General features: G+C 71.5%; 12 protein-coding genes. 8 read left to right on the top strand and 4 right to left on the bottom strand.

What is annotated here, in order from left to right; all coding sequences use genetic code 11:
- Window positions 1–34: 34 nt before the first annotated feature.
- Window positions 35–832 carry a response regulator transcription factor gene (locus tag GEM_RS10250; protein ID WP_014897333.1) on the bottom strand — a complete coding sequence of 266 codons (798 nt, stop codon included), beginning with the start codon at window positions 830–832 and terminating at the stop codon, window positions 35–37.
- A 132-nt stretch (window positions 833–964) separates the two neighbouring features.
- Between GEM_RS10250 and GEM_RS10245 the strand changes: the two genes are divergently transcribed.
- A complete protein-coding gene (locus tag GEM_RS10245; RefSeq protein WP_014897332.1) occupies window positions 965–1813 on the top strand; it encodes a hypothetical protein in 849 nt (282 codons plus the stop codon).
- A 42-nt stretch (window positions 1814–1855) separates the two neighbouring features.
- Here GEM_RS10245 and GEM_RS10240 read toward each other — a convergent pair whose 3' ends face one another.
- The gene (locus GEM_RS10240; RefSeq protein ID WP_014897331.1) at window positions 1856–2785 is read right to left on the bottom strand and encodes a phosphatidate cytidylyltransferase; all 930 of its coding nucleotides are present in this window, start codon (window positions 2783–2785) and stop codon (window positions 1856–1858) included.
- 36 nt (window positions 2786–2821) lie between these two features.
- Window positions 2822–3454 (bottom strand): lysophospholipid acyltransferase family protein, encoded by a 633-nt coding sequence (locus GEM_RS10235; RefSeq protein ID WP_014897330.1) that lies wholly within the window; start codon window positions 3452–3454, stop codon window positions 2822–2824.
- 455 nt (window positions 3455–3909) lie between these two features.
- On the opposite strand from GEM_RS10235, the gene GEM_RS10230 reads away from it, so the two are divergent.
- From GEM_RS10230 to GEM_RS10215, 4 genes are all read left to right on the top strand, one after another.
- The gene (locus tag GEM_RS10230) at window positions 3910–4515 is read left to right on the top strand and encodes a CDP-alcohol phosphatidyltransferase family protein (protein ID WP_014897329.1); all 606 of its coding nucleotides are present in this window, start codon (window positions 3910–3912) and stop codon (window positions 4513–4515) included.
- 68 nt (window positions 4516–4583) lie between these two features.
- Complete coding sequence (locus tag GEM_RS10225) at window positions 4584–6353, top strand: bifunctional alpha/beta hydrolase/class I SAM-dependent methyltransferase (RefSeq protein ID WP_014897328.1); 1770 nt, start codon at window positions 4584–4586, stop codon at window positions 6351–6353.
- Window positions 6350–7753, top strand: coding sequence for a phosphatase PAP2/dual specificity phosphatase family protein (locus GEM_RS10220; RefSeq protein ID WP_014897327.1), 1404 nt, complete (start codon window positions 6350–6352; stop codon window positions 7751–7753). Before GEM_RS10225 ends, GEM_RS10220 begins: the two co-directional genes overlap by 4 nt.
- Window positions 7753–8205: a hypothetical protein gene (locus GEM_RS10215; protein WP_014897326.1), complete on the top strand. Its 453-nt coding sequence runs from the start codon at window positions 7753–7755 to the stop codon at window positions 8203–8205. Before GEM_RS10220 ends, GEM_RS10215 begins: the two co-directional genes overlap by 1 nt.
- Before the next feature lie 65 nt (window positions 8206–8270).
- On the opposite strand, the gene GEM_RS10210 is transcribed toward GEM_RS10215, so the two are convergent.
- Window positions 8271–9293 carry a sensor domain-containing diguanylate cyclase gene (locus tag GEM_RS10210; protein WP_041490509.1) on the bottom strand — a complete coding sequence of 341 codons (1023 nt, stop codon included), beginning with the start codon at window positions 9291–9293 and terminating at the stop codon, window positions 8271–8273.
- Between the two features lie 505 nt (window positions 9294–9798).
- Between GEM_RS10210 and bcsB the strand changes: the two genes are divergently transcribed.
- From bcsB to GEM_RS10195, 3 genes are read left to right on the top strand one after another with little or no spacing between them, the layout of a single operon-like run.
- Window positions 9799–12102: a cellulose biosynthesis cyclic di-GMP-binding regulatory protein BcsB gene (gene bcsB, locus GEM_RS10205; protein ID WP_014897324.1), complete on the top strand. Its 2304-nt coding sequence runs from the start codon at window positions 9799–9801 to the stop codon at window positions 12100–12102.
- A 3-nt stretch (window positions 12103–12105) separates the two neighbouring features.
- Entirely contained in the window at window positions 12106–13326 is a 1221-nt protein-coding gene (bcsZ, locus tag GEM_RS10200) for a cellulose synthase complex periplasmic endoglucanase BcsZ (protein WP_041490508.1), read from the top strand.
- Window positions 13311–17240, top strand: a complete 3930-nt coding sequence (locus GEM_RS10195; RefSeq protein WP_014897322.1) for a cellulose synthase subunit BcsC-related outer membrane protein — start codon at window positions 13311–13313, stop codon at window positions 17238–17240. The genes bcsZ and GEM_RS10195 overlap by 16 nt, the downstream gene beginning before the upstream one ends.
- Window positions 17241–17242 lie beyond the last annotated feature (2 nt).

Genomic DNA, 17242 nt, shown 5'->3' with positions numbered 1-17242 from the left:
CGCCGGTCGTGCGCCGCGGCCGCCGGGCCGCTCGTCACGTCTCGGTCTGCGCCTTCAGGAACAGCGAGAACAGCTCCGACTGCGAATTGATGTCGAGCTTCGCGTAGATGTTGCGGCGGTGCACCTTGACCGTTTCCGCCGAAATCGCCAGCTTGTTCGCGACTTCCTTGTTCGAGCGGCCGCTCAGGATCAGCCGGATCACGTCGAGCTCGCGCGCGGTGAGCGGCGTGCCGAGCCGCGCCATCGCGTGCTCGAAGCCGTCGCGTGCATCGGTGCCGGCCCGCCGCGGCGCCGCCGGTTCGGCCGGCGTGCGCTCGAACGCGAGCCGCTGGCGCATCAGCGCGGCGACCCATGGCCGGATCAGGTCGAGCAGCGCGACCTGCTCGGGGCTGAAGCGCCGCTTGCTGCCGAGCGACAGGCACAGCGTGCGCGCGGCATCGAGCACGACGTTGAACTGCACCTCGTCCTCGACCACGTTGTGCGTGAAGTAGAGCGTGTAGTACTCGGTGTCGCGAAAGCATTCGGGCGCGACGTCGGACAGCCGGAACAGGCCGCTGTTCGGTGCGTCGCGGTTCGCGATGTAGAACGGATCGAGCAGGTACAGCCCGTGCACGTAGTCGCGAAACAGCGGGTCGGGGCCGTCGCCTTCGTACGGGCACCCGGCGTACACCTGCGGGCGGCCGTCGCCGAACATCAGCACGACCCAGCTGTCGATCGCGACGTATTCCTCGATCAGTCGGGTCAGCGCGAGCCAGAACCCCGGCTGGTCGAGCGACTCGACGAGCCGTCCGACCGACCGGTGCCAGGCGATGTCCTGCAAGGTCAGATTCATGCGTGTGTGTCCGTGTCGGGCCGGACCGGTGCGCTGCACGCTTGCGATGCCGCGCCGTGCGTGTACGCTACGGGCTCGCGGGCAACGGCCCGCGCGTGCGGCAGGGGCCGCGCGCATCGACCGGATCCTGGAATGAAGAACGAGATCGTAACGCCGGCCGGCGCGAATGGCGAGGCTGTGCGCGGCCGCCGGCTCGCGGCTCCGCTCGCCGCGCTGGGCGCGCTTGCGGTATTCACCGCGCTGTCCGCGCTGTCGCCCGTCCACGCCGCCGAGCCGGCCCATCCGGATCGTCAGTTGCAACGGTTCATCCACGCTACGTACGGCAAGTGGCGCGCCGACCGCAAGGGCTGGCAAGCGGACGCGGGCGATTTCATCTACGCGTCGTGCGGATCGCTGCGTGTCGCAACGGCCGACGGCCCGCGCACGCTGCTCGCGATGTGCGGCGAGACCGAGGAAGCCGTGCAGAACGGGATGCCGGGGATGGACGCCGACGCCACGACGGGCACGATCGACCTGTACGTGCTGAAACCGGCGACGGACGGCAACGGGCTCGAACCGGTGTCGAAGCAGACGGGCATCGCGTCCGGCAAGCGCGGCGAGCCGGGCACGATGAGCATCCAGCGGCTCGGCCCGCACCTGTTCGGCTTCGTGATCGGCGACGCCGACTCGCGGCAGGGCTATACGCAGAGCCTTCGCTCGATCTGGCTGCCGTACGGCGACGCGCTGGCGCTGGCGGCGCCGCGCATCAACGAGGCGCTCGACAATGCGGAGTCGAACGAATGCGCGAACGCCCCCGCGCGCTGTGAGGAGCGCCGCTTCGCGATCGCGCCGGACCTGACCGACACCGGCATCGTCTATCCGCTGATCGTGACTGAAACCGGCACGCGCGGCGGCCGAGCGATTCACGTGCGCTACACGGTGAAGTTCGATGCGGCACGCGGCCGTTACATCGTGCCGAAGGCATTGCGCGACGGGTATTGAACTGTCGCGCACCGGAGCGGGCGGCGTCGCGCCGCCCGTGCATCACACGTACAGATAGCGCACGAGGTGGAAGAACACCGGCGCGGCGAAGCAGATCGAGTCGACCCGATCGAGCATCCCGCCGTGGCCCGCGATCATCGAGCCCCAGTCCTTGGTGCCGAGCGAGCGCTTCACGGCCGACAGCACGAGGCCGCCGACGAAGCCCGCGATCACGATCGCGAGCGAGATCCCGAACGCCGCGCCGAAACCGAACGGCGTCACGCGATACAGCGACGCGCCGCACAGCGTCGCGAGCAGGCCGCCGCCGATGAAGCCTTCGACCGTCTTCGACGGCGACAGCCGCGGCGCGATCTTGCGTCGCCCGAACAGTTTGCCGACCACGTACTGCAGCACGTCGCTGATCTGCACGACGAACAGGAAGAAGAACAGCAATAGCGCGTTCTGCCCCGCGTAGTGCGGAATGTCGAGGATCAGCACGGCCGGCGCGTGGCTCAGCCCGTACACGCACACCATCAGCGCCCAGTTGATCTTCGCGTTGCGGCTCAGGAATTCGCGCGTGTCCTGCGTGAGTGCCGACACCAGCGACATCGCGAAGAACAGGTGCACCGGCACGAAGATCGAGTACATCCCGTACCAGTTGATCCCGAGTAGCAGGTACTGCACCGGAATCGCGACGAAGAACGCGATGAAGAGCGTCGTGTGGTCGCTCGCGGTGGTCGGCGTGAGCGTGATGAATTCGCGCAGCGTCAGGTACGACAGCAGCGCGAACACGAGATACGTGACGTTGTTGCCGAGGCCGATCGCGATCACCATGATCGCGATCATCGCCCACCACGCGCGGATGCGCTGGTTCAGGTTGACGACGGTCGCGCTGGTGCCGCCGCTGCGCGCGCCGAGGATCGCGCCGATCACGGTCGCGAGCACCAGCACGCCGGTGACGCCCGCGACCAGTTCCCAGAAGAGAGTTCGCATGAAGGTGTCCGGAAAAGGGAGAGGAGGGCGCCGCGTTCAGCCGGCCGGCCGCTGCGGCGGCGCCAGCGCGACGATCGCGTCGCGCATGCGGGCGAGGAAGGTCGGCTTGTCTTCCTGGTCGCCGAGCGCGTCGTTCGCGCCGAAGTGCACCTTGCAGATCAGCGGCACGGGCCAGATCGCGCCCTTCGGCATGATGCGCTGCAGGTTCTCGAGATAGACCGGTGCGAGCGCGACGTCCGGAAACTCGGTCGCGAGATGGAACAGGCCGCTCTTGAACGGCTGCGGCAACACGTCGGCGCCGCGCGTGCCTTCCGGGAAGATGATGATCGAGTGGCCTTGCCGCAGCGCATCGCGTACCGGGTCGAGTGGGTCGCCGCCGTTCTCGCGGTGACGGTCGATCAGCACGACGTTCAGCAGTTTCTGCGCGATGTGGCGCTTCAGGTCGCCACTGTCCCAGTAGTCGCGCGCCGCGACGGGCCGCACGACCGCGCGCACGTGGCGCGGCAGCGCGGCGAGGATCGCGAGCGTGTCGATATGGCTCGTGTGGTTCGAGAAGTAGATCTTCTGCGTCGGTGAAGGCGGCGCCTGATGCCAGACCGGATACGCGCCGGCGACGAGCCGGACGATGGACAGCAGGAAATCGCGCTGCCAGACGTTCAGGATGTTCATCGGCGCCGCGCCTCCTGCGTGCATGCCCGCACCGCCACGCACGCGCGGCAGGCGGAATCCCGGAATGCCGGCGCGGCAGGATGCGCACCGGACGGCCATTGTTTAAGTATTTTCAAGTGCGTGGCTGCCTGTCGCTGGTCCGCGATGATCGGACGATCCGCCGGCGCACGTCGTGTCGCGGCGAACTCGCCGGTCGACGGCGTGATAATCGGCTGTTGCACGAGCGCCCGTCTGCAGTTCGAATGGATCGCGCCGCCCACGGGCCAGCGGATTATCGCGAGTTTCCGTCAAAAACGCCAGATTGCCCGGCGCGGCCGGACCGGGGGCGCGGCTTGACGCATCCGGGCCGCTCGGCGACGATTACGACCACCTGTTGAAAGCCGCCGCCCCGGTGGTTGCGCCGCCCGGGGCATGGCGGCTGCCAACGTGTCCGAACGTGCCGAACCAATAAAACGATGAGCCTCTACGCACTCAAACCGAAATTCCAGAACCGTCTGCGCCCGTTCGCGAATTCGCTTGCCGAACGCGGTGTCACCGCCAACCAGGTCACGCTGTTCGCGGCCGGCGGCTCGATCGTCGTCGGCGCGCTCGCGGGGCTCGGCGTGTTCGCCCGCGTGCTGTTCCTGCTGATTCCAGTCTGGCTGTTCGCGCGGATGGCGCTCAACGCGATCGACGGGATGCTCGCGCGCGAACACGGGCAGAAAAGCACGCTCGGCGCCTACCTGAACGAGCTCGGCGACATCGTGTCCGATATCGCGCTGGTGCTGCCGTTCCTCGCGATTCCCGCGTTCGCGCCGGCAGACGTCTGGCTGTTCGCGCTGACGGCGGTCATGGTCGAATGCGCGGGGCTGATCGGCCCGCTCGTCGGTGCGACGCGCCGCTACGACGGTCCGTTCGGCAAGAGCGACCGCGCGCTCGCGCTCGGCGCGTTCGCGCTGTGGATCGGCTTCGGTTTGCCGGTCGGCAGCGTCGCCGCCTGGCTGTGGCGCGCGCTGATCGTGCTGTCGCTTGTGACGGTGGTGCGGCGCGTGCAGGCCGGCAGCGCCGAAGCGGGTGGCTGACGGCGCCTGATCGACCGGCGCCGGAGGGCGGTGCCGCATGATTCGAATAACGAAACGAGAGAGATCGCATGAGCGCACGCACGGCCCGCGAGGCCGACTTCATCACGCACGACGGCGCAACGCTGTTCTATCGTCACTGGCCCGCGACCGCCCCGCGCTGCCGCGGCGCGATCGTGCTGCTGCATCGCGGCCACGAACATTCAGCGCGCGTCGCGCACCTGGTCGACGAACTCGACCTGCGGGACTTCGCGTTCTTCGCGTGGGATGCGCGCGGCCACGGCCGCTCGCCCGGCGCGTGCGGCTACAGCCCGAGCGCGGCCGCGTCGGTGCGCGACCTGCAGCGCTTCGTCGAGCATATCCGCGACACGCACGGCATCGCGATCGACGACATGGCGGTGGTCGGCCAGAGCGTCGGCGCGGTGCTCGCGGCCACCTGGGTACACGATTACGCGCCGCCGATCCGCTGTCTCGTCGTCGCGTCGCCGGCGTTCCACATCAAGCTGTACGTGCCGTTCGCGCGGCCGGGGCTGCGGCTGATGCACAAGCTGCGCGGGCTGTTCTACGTGAACAGCTATGTGAAACCGAAATTCCTCACGCACGATCCCGAACGGATCGCGAGCTATGCGGCCGACCCGCTGATCACGCGGCCGATCGCCGTGAACATGCTGCTCGACCTGCACGACACCGCGCAGCGGATCGTCGCCGACGCGGCCGCGATCACGGTGCCGACGCAACTGCTGATCTCGGGTGCCGACTGGGTCGTGCACCGCGACCCGCAGGACCGTTTCTTCGAGCGGCTCGGTGCCGCGCGCAAGGAGCGCATCGTGCTGCCGGGCTTCTATCACGACACGCTCGGCGAGCGCGACCGCGCGCAGGCGCTCGCGCCGCTGCGCGCGTTCGTGCTGCGCGAGTTCGATACGCCGAGCCCGCGCGTGTCGCTCGCCGACGCCGACCGGCGCGGCGCGTTCCACGACGAATACGCGGCGCTCGGCCGCCCGCCCGCGAACCCGTTCGCGCGCGCGTACTGGGCGCTCACGCGGGCCGGCCTGAAGGCCGGTGGCGCGCTGTCGGACGGCATCGCGCTCGGGCTGCGGCTCGGCTTCGATTCGGGTTCGACGCTCGACTACGTGTACCGCAACCGCGCGCAGGGCCGGTTCGGCGTCGGCGGGCTGATCGACCGCACCTATCTCGATTCGCCGGGCTGGGTCGGCATCCGTCAGCGCAAGGTGCATCTGCAGGAGCTGATCGGCGCGGCGATCGGCCGGCTGCGCGGCCATGGCGAACCGGTGCGGATCGTCGATATCGCGGCCGGGCACGGGCGCTACGTGCTCGACGCGATCGCGACGGCCGCCGAGCGCGACGGCGCAGCGCCCGACGACATCACGCTGCGCGACTACAGCCCGCCGAACGTCGAGGCCGGGCGTGTGCTGATCGCGCAGCGCGGCCTCGAGCCGATCGCGCGCTTCGAGCGCGGCGATGCGTTTGACGAAGCGTCGCTCGCGACGCTCGAGCCGCGCCCGACGCTGGCGATCGTGTCGGGGCTGTATGAACTGTTCGGCGAGAACGCGCTGATCGAGCGTTCGCTGCGCGGGCTTGCGCAGGCGGTTCCGCCCGGCGGCTATCTCGTCTATACGGGGCAGCCGTGGCATCCGCAGCTCGAATTCATCGCGCGCGCGCTGAACAATCATCGCGGCGACGCGACCTGGGTGATGCGCCGCCGCTCGCAGGCCGAGATGGACGAACTCGTCGCGCGCGCGGGTTTTCGCAAGCTCGACCAGCGGATCGACGAGATGGGCATCTTCACGGTCAGCCTCGCGCAGCGGGTCGACGCGTCATGAGCGCGCTCGGCGACGGCGCGGGCGGCGGTCTGGCCGCGCCGGCGGCCGGCGCGCGCGACGCGTCGTTCGCGCTGCGCGCCGGCTGGCTCGTGGCGATGGGCGCGGTGTTCTTCTCCACGTACGGCTTCGCGAACTGGCTCGCCGCGCGCCGCGCCGCGGTGCCGACCTTCGCGTTCGGCTGGGAGCACGCGATTCCGTTCGTGCCGTGGACCATCGTGCCGTACTGGTCGATCGACCTGCTGTATGCGCTGTCGTTCTTCTTCTGGACCCGCCGCGACGATCTGCTCGACCATGTGAAGCGGCTGTTGACCGTGCAGCTGGTGTCGGTCGCGTGCTTCGTCGCGTGGCCGCTGCGCTTTGGCTTCGCGCGGCCCGACGCCGGCGGCATGGCCGGTGCGCTGTTCACGCTGCTGATGGGGTTCGACAAGCCGTACAACCAGGCGCCGTCGCTGCACATCGGCCTGCTCGTCGTGTTGTGGGCCGTCTACGCGCGGCATCTGCGCGGCACGGCCGCGCGCATCGTGCTGCATCTGTGGTTCGCGGCGATCGGCGTGTCGGTGCTGACCACCTACCAGCATCACGCGATCGACGTGCCGACCGGCGCGGCCGTCGGCTGCTTCGCGCTGTTCCTGTTTCCGTTGCGTGACGCCGCGGGCCGCTTGCCGGATGCCACCGGCCGGCCGTCCGCCGCCGGCCGCGCGCTCGCGCGCCGCTATGCGCTCGGCGCGGCGCTGGTCGCGCTCGTGGCGTTTTACTGCGTGTCGCGTGCGCCGGGCTGGGCATTGGCTGCCGGGTGGGGCGCGCTGGCGCTCGCGTGCGTCGCGTGGGTCTACCGGCGCGGGGCGCCCGGCGCGTTCCAGAAGGACGACGCGGGCCGCTTCCCGGTGTTCATCGGCTGGCTGTTCGCGCCGACGATCGCCGGCGCCTTCGTCAATTCGCGCGTGTGGACGTTCCGGCAGGCGGCACCGGTGCGGATCGACGAGCGGGTGTCGATCGGCCGTGCGCCGACGACGCGCGACATGCGCCGCCACGGCTTCACGGCGCTCGTCGACCTGACGGCCGAGATGCCGCGCTGGGTCGCGGCCGACGCGTCGTTCGCGTATGCGACGGTGCCGCAGCTCGACCTCGTCGCGCCGACCGGCGCGCAGCTCGCGGCGGCCGTCGCGGCACTCGAACGCCTGCATGGCGAGGGGCGCGACGTGCTGGTCTGCTGCGCGCTCGGCTACGGCCGCAGCGTGCTGTGCGCGGCCGCGTGGCTCGCGGCGCGGCGCGGGCTCGGCGATGCGCGCGACGCGCTGGCGGCGGTACGGGCGGTGCGGCCGCGCGCGGTATGGTCGGACGACGGCGTGGCCGTGCTGCAGGCGTGGATCGACCACCGTCGCCTCACGGGAGGCGCGTGATGCGCGACCCGTCCGCACCGTTCCGGATCGCCGCCGCGCGCGGCGCGCTCGACGCGGGCGCATGGGCGATCGCGGCCGCGCTGGCCGCGGCCGGCGCGGGCTGGTGGATCGCGGCCGGCTGGGCGCCGGCGACCATCGCACGCGTGTTGCTGGCCGTGATCAGCACCGGCTCGGGGCTTGCCGCGCTGTGGTACGCGGTGCGCATCGAGATCGACCGGCGGCTGTTCGCCGCGCTGGCGCGCACGGCAGCGGGCGACGCGTCGGTCGACGACGGGCTCGCCGCGCTCGACCGCGCGCTTGCCGATCTCGGCTGGATCGACTCAGGGAAGGCCGGACGGGCGCTCGACGCGCGCGTGCGCGGCGCGGTCGGGCTGTGCCGGGCCGGCGTGCTGGTCGCGATCGTGCAGTGGGTCGTGGTCGGGGTGGCGATCGCGCTACCGCAGGTCGGCTGACGGTGCAGGGGCGACTGCCCGTCGCGCGCGGTTGCGGCGCCGGGCCGGCGCGCTCGGGTTACGTGTCAGGCGCGACCTGCCCGTTGGGTCCGCGCGCGCTTCACCTCGTACATCGCCTGGTCTGCATGCTCGATCAGCGCGTTCATGTCGGTGCCGTCGTCGGGCAGCATCGCGACGCCGACACTGACGCCGAGCCGCAGCGGATGCCCCTCGAACTCGAACGGTTCGCCGACCTGGCGTGCGAGCCGTGTGCGTTGCGCGTCCACGTCGTCGCGGCTGCCGACGTTCGGCAGGATCACCGCGAACTCGTCGCCGCCGATGCGCGCGACGGTATCCGAGCGCCGTACGGCGCCGAGCATGCGCGCGGCGATCTCGCGCAGCGCGGCATCGCCCGCGCGGTGGCCGTAGCCATCGTTGATCGGCTTCAGCCCGTCCATGTCGATGTTGAGAATGCCGAGCCGGTCGTTCGCGCGCAGGGCCGTATGCATCGACTGGCGCAGGCGGTCGTAGAACAGCGCGCGGTTCGGCAGGCCGGTGAGCGCGTCGTGCGTCGCGCGCAGGTACAGCTCGTTGGCCTCGTTGCGCGCCGCGTGGAACATCGCGGCGGCGATCAGGTCGGCCGTGAGCCTCAGCGTGGCGGCATCGGCGGCCGAGAAGCCGTCGACGTCCGGCGACATCACCTTCAGCACGCCGACCGTCGTGTCGGCATGCGTGAGCGGCATCACGAGCATCGAGCGCAGCCCGACCCGGCGGCACGCATCGCGGTCGACGCGCGGGTCGGCTTCCGAATCCGTGCAGTGCAGCAGCTCGCCGCGCGTCACGCACAGGCCCGACAGGCTGCCCGAGCGGCGCAACCGCAGCCCCAGCATGCCGGCGGCGGAGCCCGATGCGGCGCGGTACACCATGTCGTCGCCTTCGGCGAACTCGACCGCCGCGCCGCTCGCGCCCGTGAGTTGCGGCACCTGGTCGGTCACGTAAGCCATCACGCTGCCGAGGTCGAGGCCGAGTTTCGCGATCTCGGTCTGGGCGGCGATGATGCGCAGCAACGTGTCGGGGGACGGGGTGGTGGTGTCGGCGAATTGATCCAAGTCAGTTTTCCGTAATTTTTCCGTAAAGAAAGCGGGGCACCCGGCGCGAGCTTGCTGTAGCATATGCGCCGCTCACGCGGCAGCGCGTTCCGGGCGGTCCGCAACGGGCCGCAGCCGGCTTCCCGCCGGCTCACCGGGCCGCAAATCCGGCGGCGCCGGCAGTATGCCGGTCGGTCCGGCAGGCGGCAACGGCGTAATTCTTGCCATGCAATCGCCGTGCGCAGCATTTCCGACCGAATTGAGTTGTTTTTCGCGTCGTCAGCGCGAATCAGGGTGAGATTTGTCCTGATTCTGAGATAGTGTGACGATTGTGCGAGCACCGATGCCAGGTGCGCCATTTGACGGACCGGCAGCAGAAGAATGTGCCGCGTCGTTTCGATCAAGGCATTCAGGCCAGACTTAGAGGGGAAGCAGTGGGGATCTGCACTCACGGGCATAGCTGCTTTGCGCGCGTCGGTTGCGGCGCGCTTGAAAACCGGATGATTGCAACGATGCGGAGCCGCGCATGAAGCCGGTCGCGTCGCTGTTCGTCCTGTCGGTCGCCACGTTCGGCGCATTCCATGCGGCCGCGCTGTCGGCCGCGCCGATGCCGGCGGTGCCGGCGGCTGCGGCGCCCGCCGCCGGGGCGGCCACGCCCACGCTCGCCGCCGCGCCGTCGATGGCCAGCGCAGCGTCCGGCAGCCTGCCTGAGACGACCGTGCACCTGCCGTTCGCGTCGCTCGGTGCGTTCGATCCGGTGCGCCTGCGCGGCGCCGACGACGCGCGCACGATCAATGCGGGCGTGCGGCTCGATCGCGTCGTCACCGGCGCGCGGTTGCGCCTGACCTTCGCGTATTCGCCGTCACTCGTATTCCCGCTGTCGCACCTGAAGGTATCGATGAACGGCGAGGTCGTCGCGACCGTCCCGTTCGACGCCGCGCACGCGGGCCGCACGGTCACGCAGGAAATCCCGATCGATCCGCGCTACTTCTCGGATTTCAACCAGATCGGGCTGCGCCTGATCGCGCATTACACGCTCGATCACTGCGAAGAGCCGTCGAACTCGGCGTTGTGGGCCGACGTGAGCCCGACGAGCGAACTGATCCTCGACGAATCGCCGGTGCGCCTGCCGAACGATCTCGCGCTGCTGCCCGCGCCGTTCTTCGACCGGCGCGACAACGGGCTCCTGCGGCTGCCGTTCGTGCTGCCGGCGTCGCCCGACTCGGCGACGCTGCGCAGCGCCGGCGTGCTCGCGTCGTGGTTCGGCGCGCAGGCCGACTACCGGCAGGCGCGCTTCCCGGTCGCCTCGACGCTGCCGGCCGCCGACCAGGCGGTGGTGGTCGGCACGGCCGCCACGCTGCCGGCCGGCCTCGCGCTGCCGTCGATCAACGGCCCGCTGCTCGCCGTCGCCGACAACCCGGCCGCGCCGGGCCGCAAGCTGCTGGTCGTGACGGGCCGCTCGGCGGCCGAGGTCGACGACGCGGTCGCGACGCTGGTGCTCGGCCGCGCGGCGCTGTCGGGGCCGGCGGCGACGGTCGCGCACGTCGATCTCGGCGCGCCGCGCAAGCCGTACGACGCGCCGCGCTGGCTGCCGGTGAACCGTCCGATCGCGTTTCGCGAGCTGGTGTCGGATCCGCGCGAACTCGAGGTGCGCGGCACGTCGCCCGACGCGATCCGCCTGAACCTGCGCGTGCCGGCCGACCTCCATTCGTGGAACGGCTCGGGCGTGCCGATCACGCTGCGCTACCGCTACACGGCGCCGACCGTGCAGGACAACTCGACGCTCGCGGTCGAGATCAACGAGCAGCTCGTGAAGTCGTACCGGCTCGGGCCGGCCCATGCCGAAGACGCGCGCGGGCGCATGCAGCTGCCGTTGCTGTCGGTGCCGGAAGGGCGCGTGACGAGCGATGTCGACATCCCGGCGTTCCGGGTCGGCAGCGGCAACCAGCTGCAGTTCCGCTTCACGCTCGATTCGCAGAAGACGGGGCTTTGCTCGAGCACCGCGACCGAGCCGCAGCGGGCGGCGATCGATCCCGATTCGACGATCGACTTCTCGCACTTCGTCCACTACGCGCAATTGCCGAACCTCGCGTTCTTCGCGAACAGCGGTTTCCCGTTCACGCGTTTCGCGGACCTGTCGCAGACGGCCGTCGTCGTGCCCGACCGACCGTCGCCGCAGGAGCTCGAAGCCTACCTGACGATGCTCGGCCACATGGGGCAGTGGACCGGCTTTCCGGCGCTGCGCGTGGAGATCGCGCGGCCCGGCGACGTCGCCGCGCTGGCCGGCCGCAAGGACCTGCTCGTGATCGACGGCTCGCCGGCGTCGCCGCTGCTGTCGCACTGGCGTACGGCACTGCCGCTGTCGATCGACCAGCAGGCCGGCACGGGCGCGACGCGCATCGCGTTTTCGGTGAAGGAGCGCTGGCGCAACGGTGTCGGCCTGGCCGACGGCGGCGCACACATCGAACAGACGGGCCAGCTCGCGGCGCTTGCCGGGTTCGAGCTGCCGGGCAGCCATGGCCGCAGCGTCGTCGCGCTGACGGCGACCGACCAGGCGCGCCTGGCCGACCTGCTCGATGTATTCGAGAAGCCGGGCCTCGTGTCGCAGCTGCAGGGCGACCTCGCGCTGGTGCGGTCCGGGCAGGTCGACAGCCTGCGCGTCGGCGAGCCGTACGTGGTCGGCTTCGTGCCGTGGTATGCGCGCGTATGGACACACGCCGCGCGGCATCCGGTCGCGCTCGGCGTGGTCGGCGTCGTCGCGGGGCTGTTGCTCGCGCTCGGCGTGTTCAGCGTGCTGCAGCGAATCGCCGCGCGTCGCCGGGGGATGTAACGGATGGCGCGGGCAATCGCAAGGCGACGGGCCATGCAGCCGGCGCGGCGCGTCGGCACGACACTCGTGCTGGCCGTCGCGGCAGCGTGCGCGGCGGCCGGGACGGCCGGGCGTGCGCAGGCGGCGCCAGGCGGCGCGGCCGACGCGCAATGCAGCGCGGCATGGCCGCGCTGGGACGCGTTCAAGCGCGATTTCGTGTCGGCTGACGGCCGCGTGATCGACGTCGGCTCGGCCGATTCGCGCACGGTATCGGAGGGGCAGGCGTATGGACTGTTCTTCGCGCTGGTCGCGAACGACCGGCGCACGTTCGACACGGTCCTCGCATGGACCGAGAACAACCTCGCGCAGGGCGACCTGAGCGCGCACCTGCCGGCATGGCTGTGGGGCCGCGCGCCCGACGGCGCGTGGCGCGTGCTCGACGCGAACGCGGCGTCGGATGCCGACCTGTGGATCGCATACACGCTCGTCGAAGCCGGCAGGCTGTGGCGCGAGCGCAGCTATACCGCGCGCGGCGCGCTGCTCGCGAAGCGCGTGCTCGACGACGAAACGGCCAGCGTGCCGGACCTCGGCCTCACGCTGCTGCCGGGGCCCACCGGGTTCAAGCTGGCCGATGGCCGATGGCGCGTGAACCCCAGCTATTCGCCGCCGCAGGTGATCCGCGGGCTCGCCGCGCGCCTGCCCGACGAGCGCCGCTGGAGCGCGCTCGCGGCCAGCACCGGCCGCGTGCTGCTCGACACCGCGCCGAAGGGCTTTGCGCCGGACTGGGCGCTGTATCGCGCAGGGGCCGGCTTCGCCCCCGATCCGCAGACCCATGCGGAAAGCGCGTACAACGCGATTCGCGTGTACCTGTGGGCCGGCATGCTCGACCGTGCCGATCCGCTCGCCGCGCCGCTGCTCGCGCGGTTCGCGCCGTTCGCCGACTATATCGCCGCGCATGGCGCGCCGCCGGAGAAGGTCGACACGACGACCGGCGTCGCCGGGCCGAACGACGGCAACGGCGGCTTCTCCGCGGCGGCCGTGCCGTTTCTCGACGCGCGCGGCCAGCACGCGCTCGCCGATGCGCAGGCGGCCCGTGTCGAGGCGCTCGCGCGCCAGTCGGCGCCCGGCTACTACACGAGCGTGCTGACGCTGTTCGGCCTCGGCTGGCGCGACGGCCGCTACCGGTTCGGCGCGGACGGGGCGCTCGACGCACGCTGGGAGGGCCGTCCGTGCGCGGCCCGATGAAGCGCACCGCGCCGCGGGTGGCGGGATTCGCGTGGCTCGCGTCGTCGGTCTGCGTGGCCGCGCCGGCCGCGGCCGCCGTCGCGACGACGCCGAAAGCCGTTCCGCCGAAGGCCCCGTCGGCGCCGGTCACGGCCTCGGCCGATCGCGCCGACGCGCAGCGCCAGCTCGCGACCGCCCGCATGTGGGGCGACAAGCATCGCGACGACCTCGCGCGCGACGCGCTGCGCAAGGGGCTGCTGATCGCACCGGGCGATCCCGACCTGCTCGCCGAACAGATGCGCGTGCTGCTGCGCCTCGGCGACGCGCAAGGCGCGCAGGCCGCGCTCGCGCGCCTGCAGGCGCGCGCGCCCGCAGCGCCCGACACGCGGCGCGCGGCCGACGAATACCGCGTCGCGACGAGCGGGCGCGGCGAGATGGCGCAGATCCGCCTGCTCGCGCGCAGCGGCCGCGCCGACGAAGCGGCCCGGCGCATCGTCGCGCTGTTTCCGAACGGCGCGCCGTCCGGGGCGCTCGGCGCCGAGTACTACCAGATCGTCTCGAATGCGCCGGGCGGCCGCGAGCCGGCGATCGCGGCGCTGCGCCGCACGGTCGCGGCCGACCCGCAGGACACGAGCGCGGCGATGGCGCTCGCGCGGCTCCTGAACCAGCGCGACGCCACGCGCGCGGAAGCGAACCGGATCGCCTGGTCGCTCGCGAAGCGGGCCGACGCCGACCATACGGAAGCGATGGCCGTGTGGCGGCGCGTGCTGCAGTCGGCCGGTGCCGATCCCGCGTATCTCGAGGCATTGCATGCGTACCTGGCGCTGGTGCCGGACGACACCGAATTCCGCGATCGCATTGCCGAACTCGACCGGCAGCGCGACGCGCAGCACCGGCTGGAACGCGATCCCGACTACATCGCGCAGCAGCGCGGCTTGCAGGCGCTCGCGCGCGGCGACCTGGCCGGTGCCGATCCGCTGCTGGCCCGTGCCGCGCGTGCACGCGCCGACGATGCCGATGCGGTTGGCGGGCTCGGCCTGCTGCGGCTGCGCGAAGGCCGGCATGACGAAGCGCGCGCGCTGTTCGCGCGGGCCGCGACGCTCGCGACCGACCAGCGCGGCAAGTGGCAGGGCCTCGCGCGCACCGCGCAGTTCTGGGGGCTGCTGGCGCAAGGCCGCGCGGCGGCTTCGGCCGGGCGGCCGCAGGATGCCGAGCGCGCGGCGCGTGCCGCGCTCGCGATGCAGCCGGACAGCCCGGACGCGAAACTGCAGCTCGCCGATGCGCTGCTCGCGCAGCGCGACTGGGCGCGCGCGGAGCCGTTGCTGCGCGAATTTCTGGCCGCGCGTGCGCCGAACCTGTCGGCCGTGCGCGGCACGGCGACGCTGTACGAGAACACCGGCCGCGCGGACCGCATCGGCCCGCTGCTCGACGCGCTGCAGGGCCGCGTGACGGGCCGCGACGATCGCCGCGCGCTCGACGGGCTGCGCGCCGACCTGCTCGCGAGCCAGGCACGCGCGCTCGCGGACCAGGGCGAACGCGGGCCGGCCGCGCAACGCTACGAAGCGGCGGTGCGGGCGGCGCCCGACGCGCCGTGGACGCGCTTCGCGCTCGCGCGGCTGTATCGCGACATGGGCTTGTCGCAGCTCGGCCGCACGGTGATGGACGAAGGGCTCGCGCAGAGCGAGACGCCCGAGATGCGCTATGCGACCGCGCTGTATCGCAACTCGCTCGACGACATCGCGGGCGCGCAGGCCGCGCTTGGGGGCGTCGACGACGCGCATCGCTCGGACGGCATGCGCGCGCTCGCGCGCAAGCTCGACGCGGAAAGCGCGCTGGCCGACGCGCGCGGCGCGCTGGGCCGCGGCGACCGCGCGGCGTTCGCCGCGTCGCTCACGCATGCGCAGGCAAGCGCGCCGGACGATCCCGGCATGCTCGCCGCGATCGGTGCGCAGTGGATCGACGCGGGCGAGCCCGAGCGCGGCCTCGCGCCGTTGCGCGACTGGATCGCCGCGCATCCGCGCGACGCGGATCCCGACGTGCGGTTGCGCTACGGCGACCTGCTCGGCAGCGCGGGGCGCGACGACGCGCTCGCCGCATGGCTCGACGCGCTGCGCCGCGAACCGGCGCTGACGCCGGCGCAGATCGCGCGGATCGAGGACCAGTCGCTGCGGCTCGTGCTGCGGCAGACGGACGACGCGATCGCGCAACAGGACTATGCGCGGGCCCGCACGCTGCTCGAGCGCGCGAGCCCGGCCGGCCGCGCGGACAAGCGCTACGCGCTCGAACTGGCCGATCTCGAACGGGCGCAGGGGCGCTACGACGCGGCGCGCGACGCGCTCGTGCCGGTCGTCGCGCGCACGCCGGACGATGCCGATACGCAACTTGCGCTCGCGCGGATCGACGAGGACAGCGGTCAGCGTGCAGCTGCGCTCGCCCGCGTGCAGGCCGTGCTCGCGCGCACGCCGGACGACGACGTCGACACGCGGCTGTCGGTCGTGCGCCGCCTGAACGCGCTGCGTCGCCCGGACCAGGCCGCGCAGCTGACCGACCGGCTCCAGGCGGCGTACCCGGCGCGCCCCGACGTGACGGTCGCGGCCGGGCGCGTTGCCGAGGCGCAGGGCCGCTACGACGATGCGGCGTCGCTGTATCGGCGGTCGCTGTCGCAGGAACGTACGACGGGCGTGAGCCCGGGCCGCGACGGCCGCACGCCCGCACAGGCTGCGTTCGCGGATCTCGAACAGCGGCGCGACCCGGAGATCGAGATCGGCTGGCTGCCCGCGTACAAGTCGGGCGACGAGGGCATTTCCGCTTACCGCGCGCAGCAGGTGCCGATCTACCTGCAGGTGCCGGTGCGCTACGACGGGCACGCGTTCCTGCAGCTCGACACCGTGCATCTGGACGCGGGCACGCTCGATACGAGCGACCCGAACGCGTATTCGCTGAAAACCTTCGGCAGCTACGCGGCGCTCCACGCGCTGGCCGGGTCGTCACAGTTTCCGTTGAATCTGTTGGCCGCCGGATTGATCGCGCATCCGGTGGGCGACCTGCACCAGCCGATGACGGGCGTCGCGCTCGGCGCCGGCTATCGCACGGATGCGTGGCGCGTCGATCTCGGCACGTCACCGCTCGGCTTCCCGGTGCATTACCTGGTCGGCGGCGTGCGCTATCGCTTCGACGCGGGCCCGGCGAGCTTCACCGTGAACGCGTCTCGGCGGCCGGAAACGAGCAGTGTGCTGTCGTATGCGGGGATGCGCGATCCGTGGACGGGCGGAGTGTGGGGCGGCGTGCGCCGCGATGGCGTGAACCTGCGCGCATCGGTCGACGTCGGCCGCGTGAACCTGTTCGCGGAACTCGGCGCAGGCGTGCTGTCTGGCGAGAACGTCGAGCGCAACGCGGAAGTCACGCTGCGCTCGGGCTTCACGGTGCCCGTGTACGAACGGGCGACGATGAAGGTCAGCACGGGGCTGGTCGGCAATGCGTGGCACTACGCGCAGAACCTGCGTTACTACACGTACGGGCAGGGCGGCTACTACAGCCCGCAGCGCTACCTGTCGCTCGGCGTGCCGATCGAATGGGCCGGGCGGCGCGACGCGCTGTCGTGGGACCTGACCGTCACGGCCGGGATCTCGAACAGCTACGAGAAGGATTCGTTGTTCTACCCGACCTTCGGGAACCAGCGCGCGTTGCAGGAGGCGGCCGGTTTCGTCTACGCGGGCAGCTCGACGCGCGGCGTGTCGTTCTCGTACGGCGTGAACGGCATCGTCGAATACCGCGTGAATCCGCACCTGAGCGTCGGCGCGCAACTGCACGTCGACCGGTCGCACGACTACGCGCCGAGTTCGGCGCTCGTCTATCTGCGCTATGCGTTCGACGCGCGCGCGGAGCGCAGCTGGCTCGTCACGCCGACGCCAGTGCGGCTTTATTCGGATTACTAGGG

Source organism: Burkholderia cepacia GG4 (genome assembly GCF_000292915.1).
GTDB lineage: Bacteria > Pseudomonadota > Gammaproteobacteria > Burkholderiales > Burkholderiaceae > Burkholderia > Burkholderia cepacia_D.
This window is presented reverse-complemented; position numbering and strand designations above follow the sequence as displayed.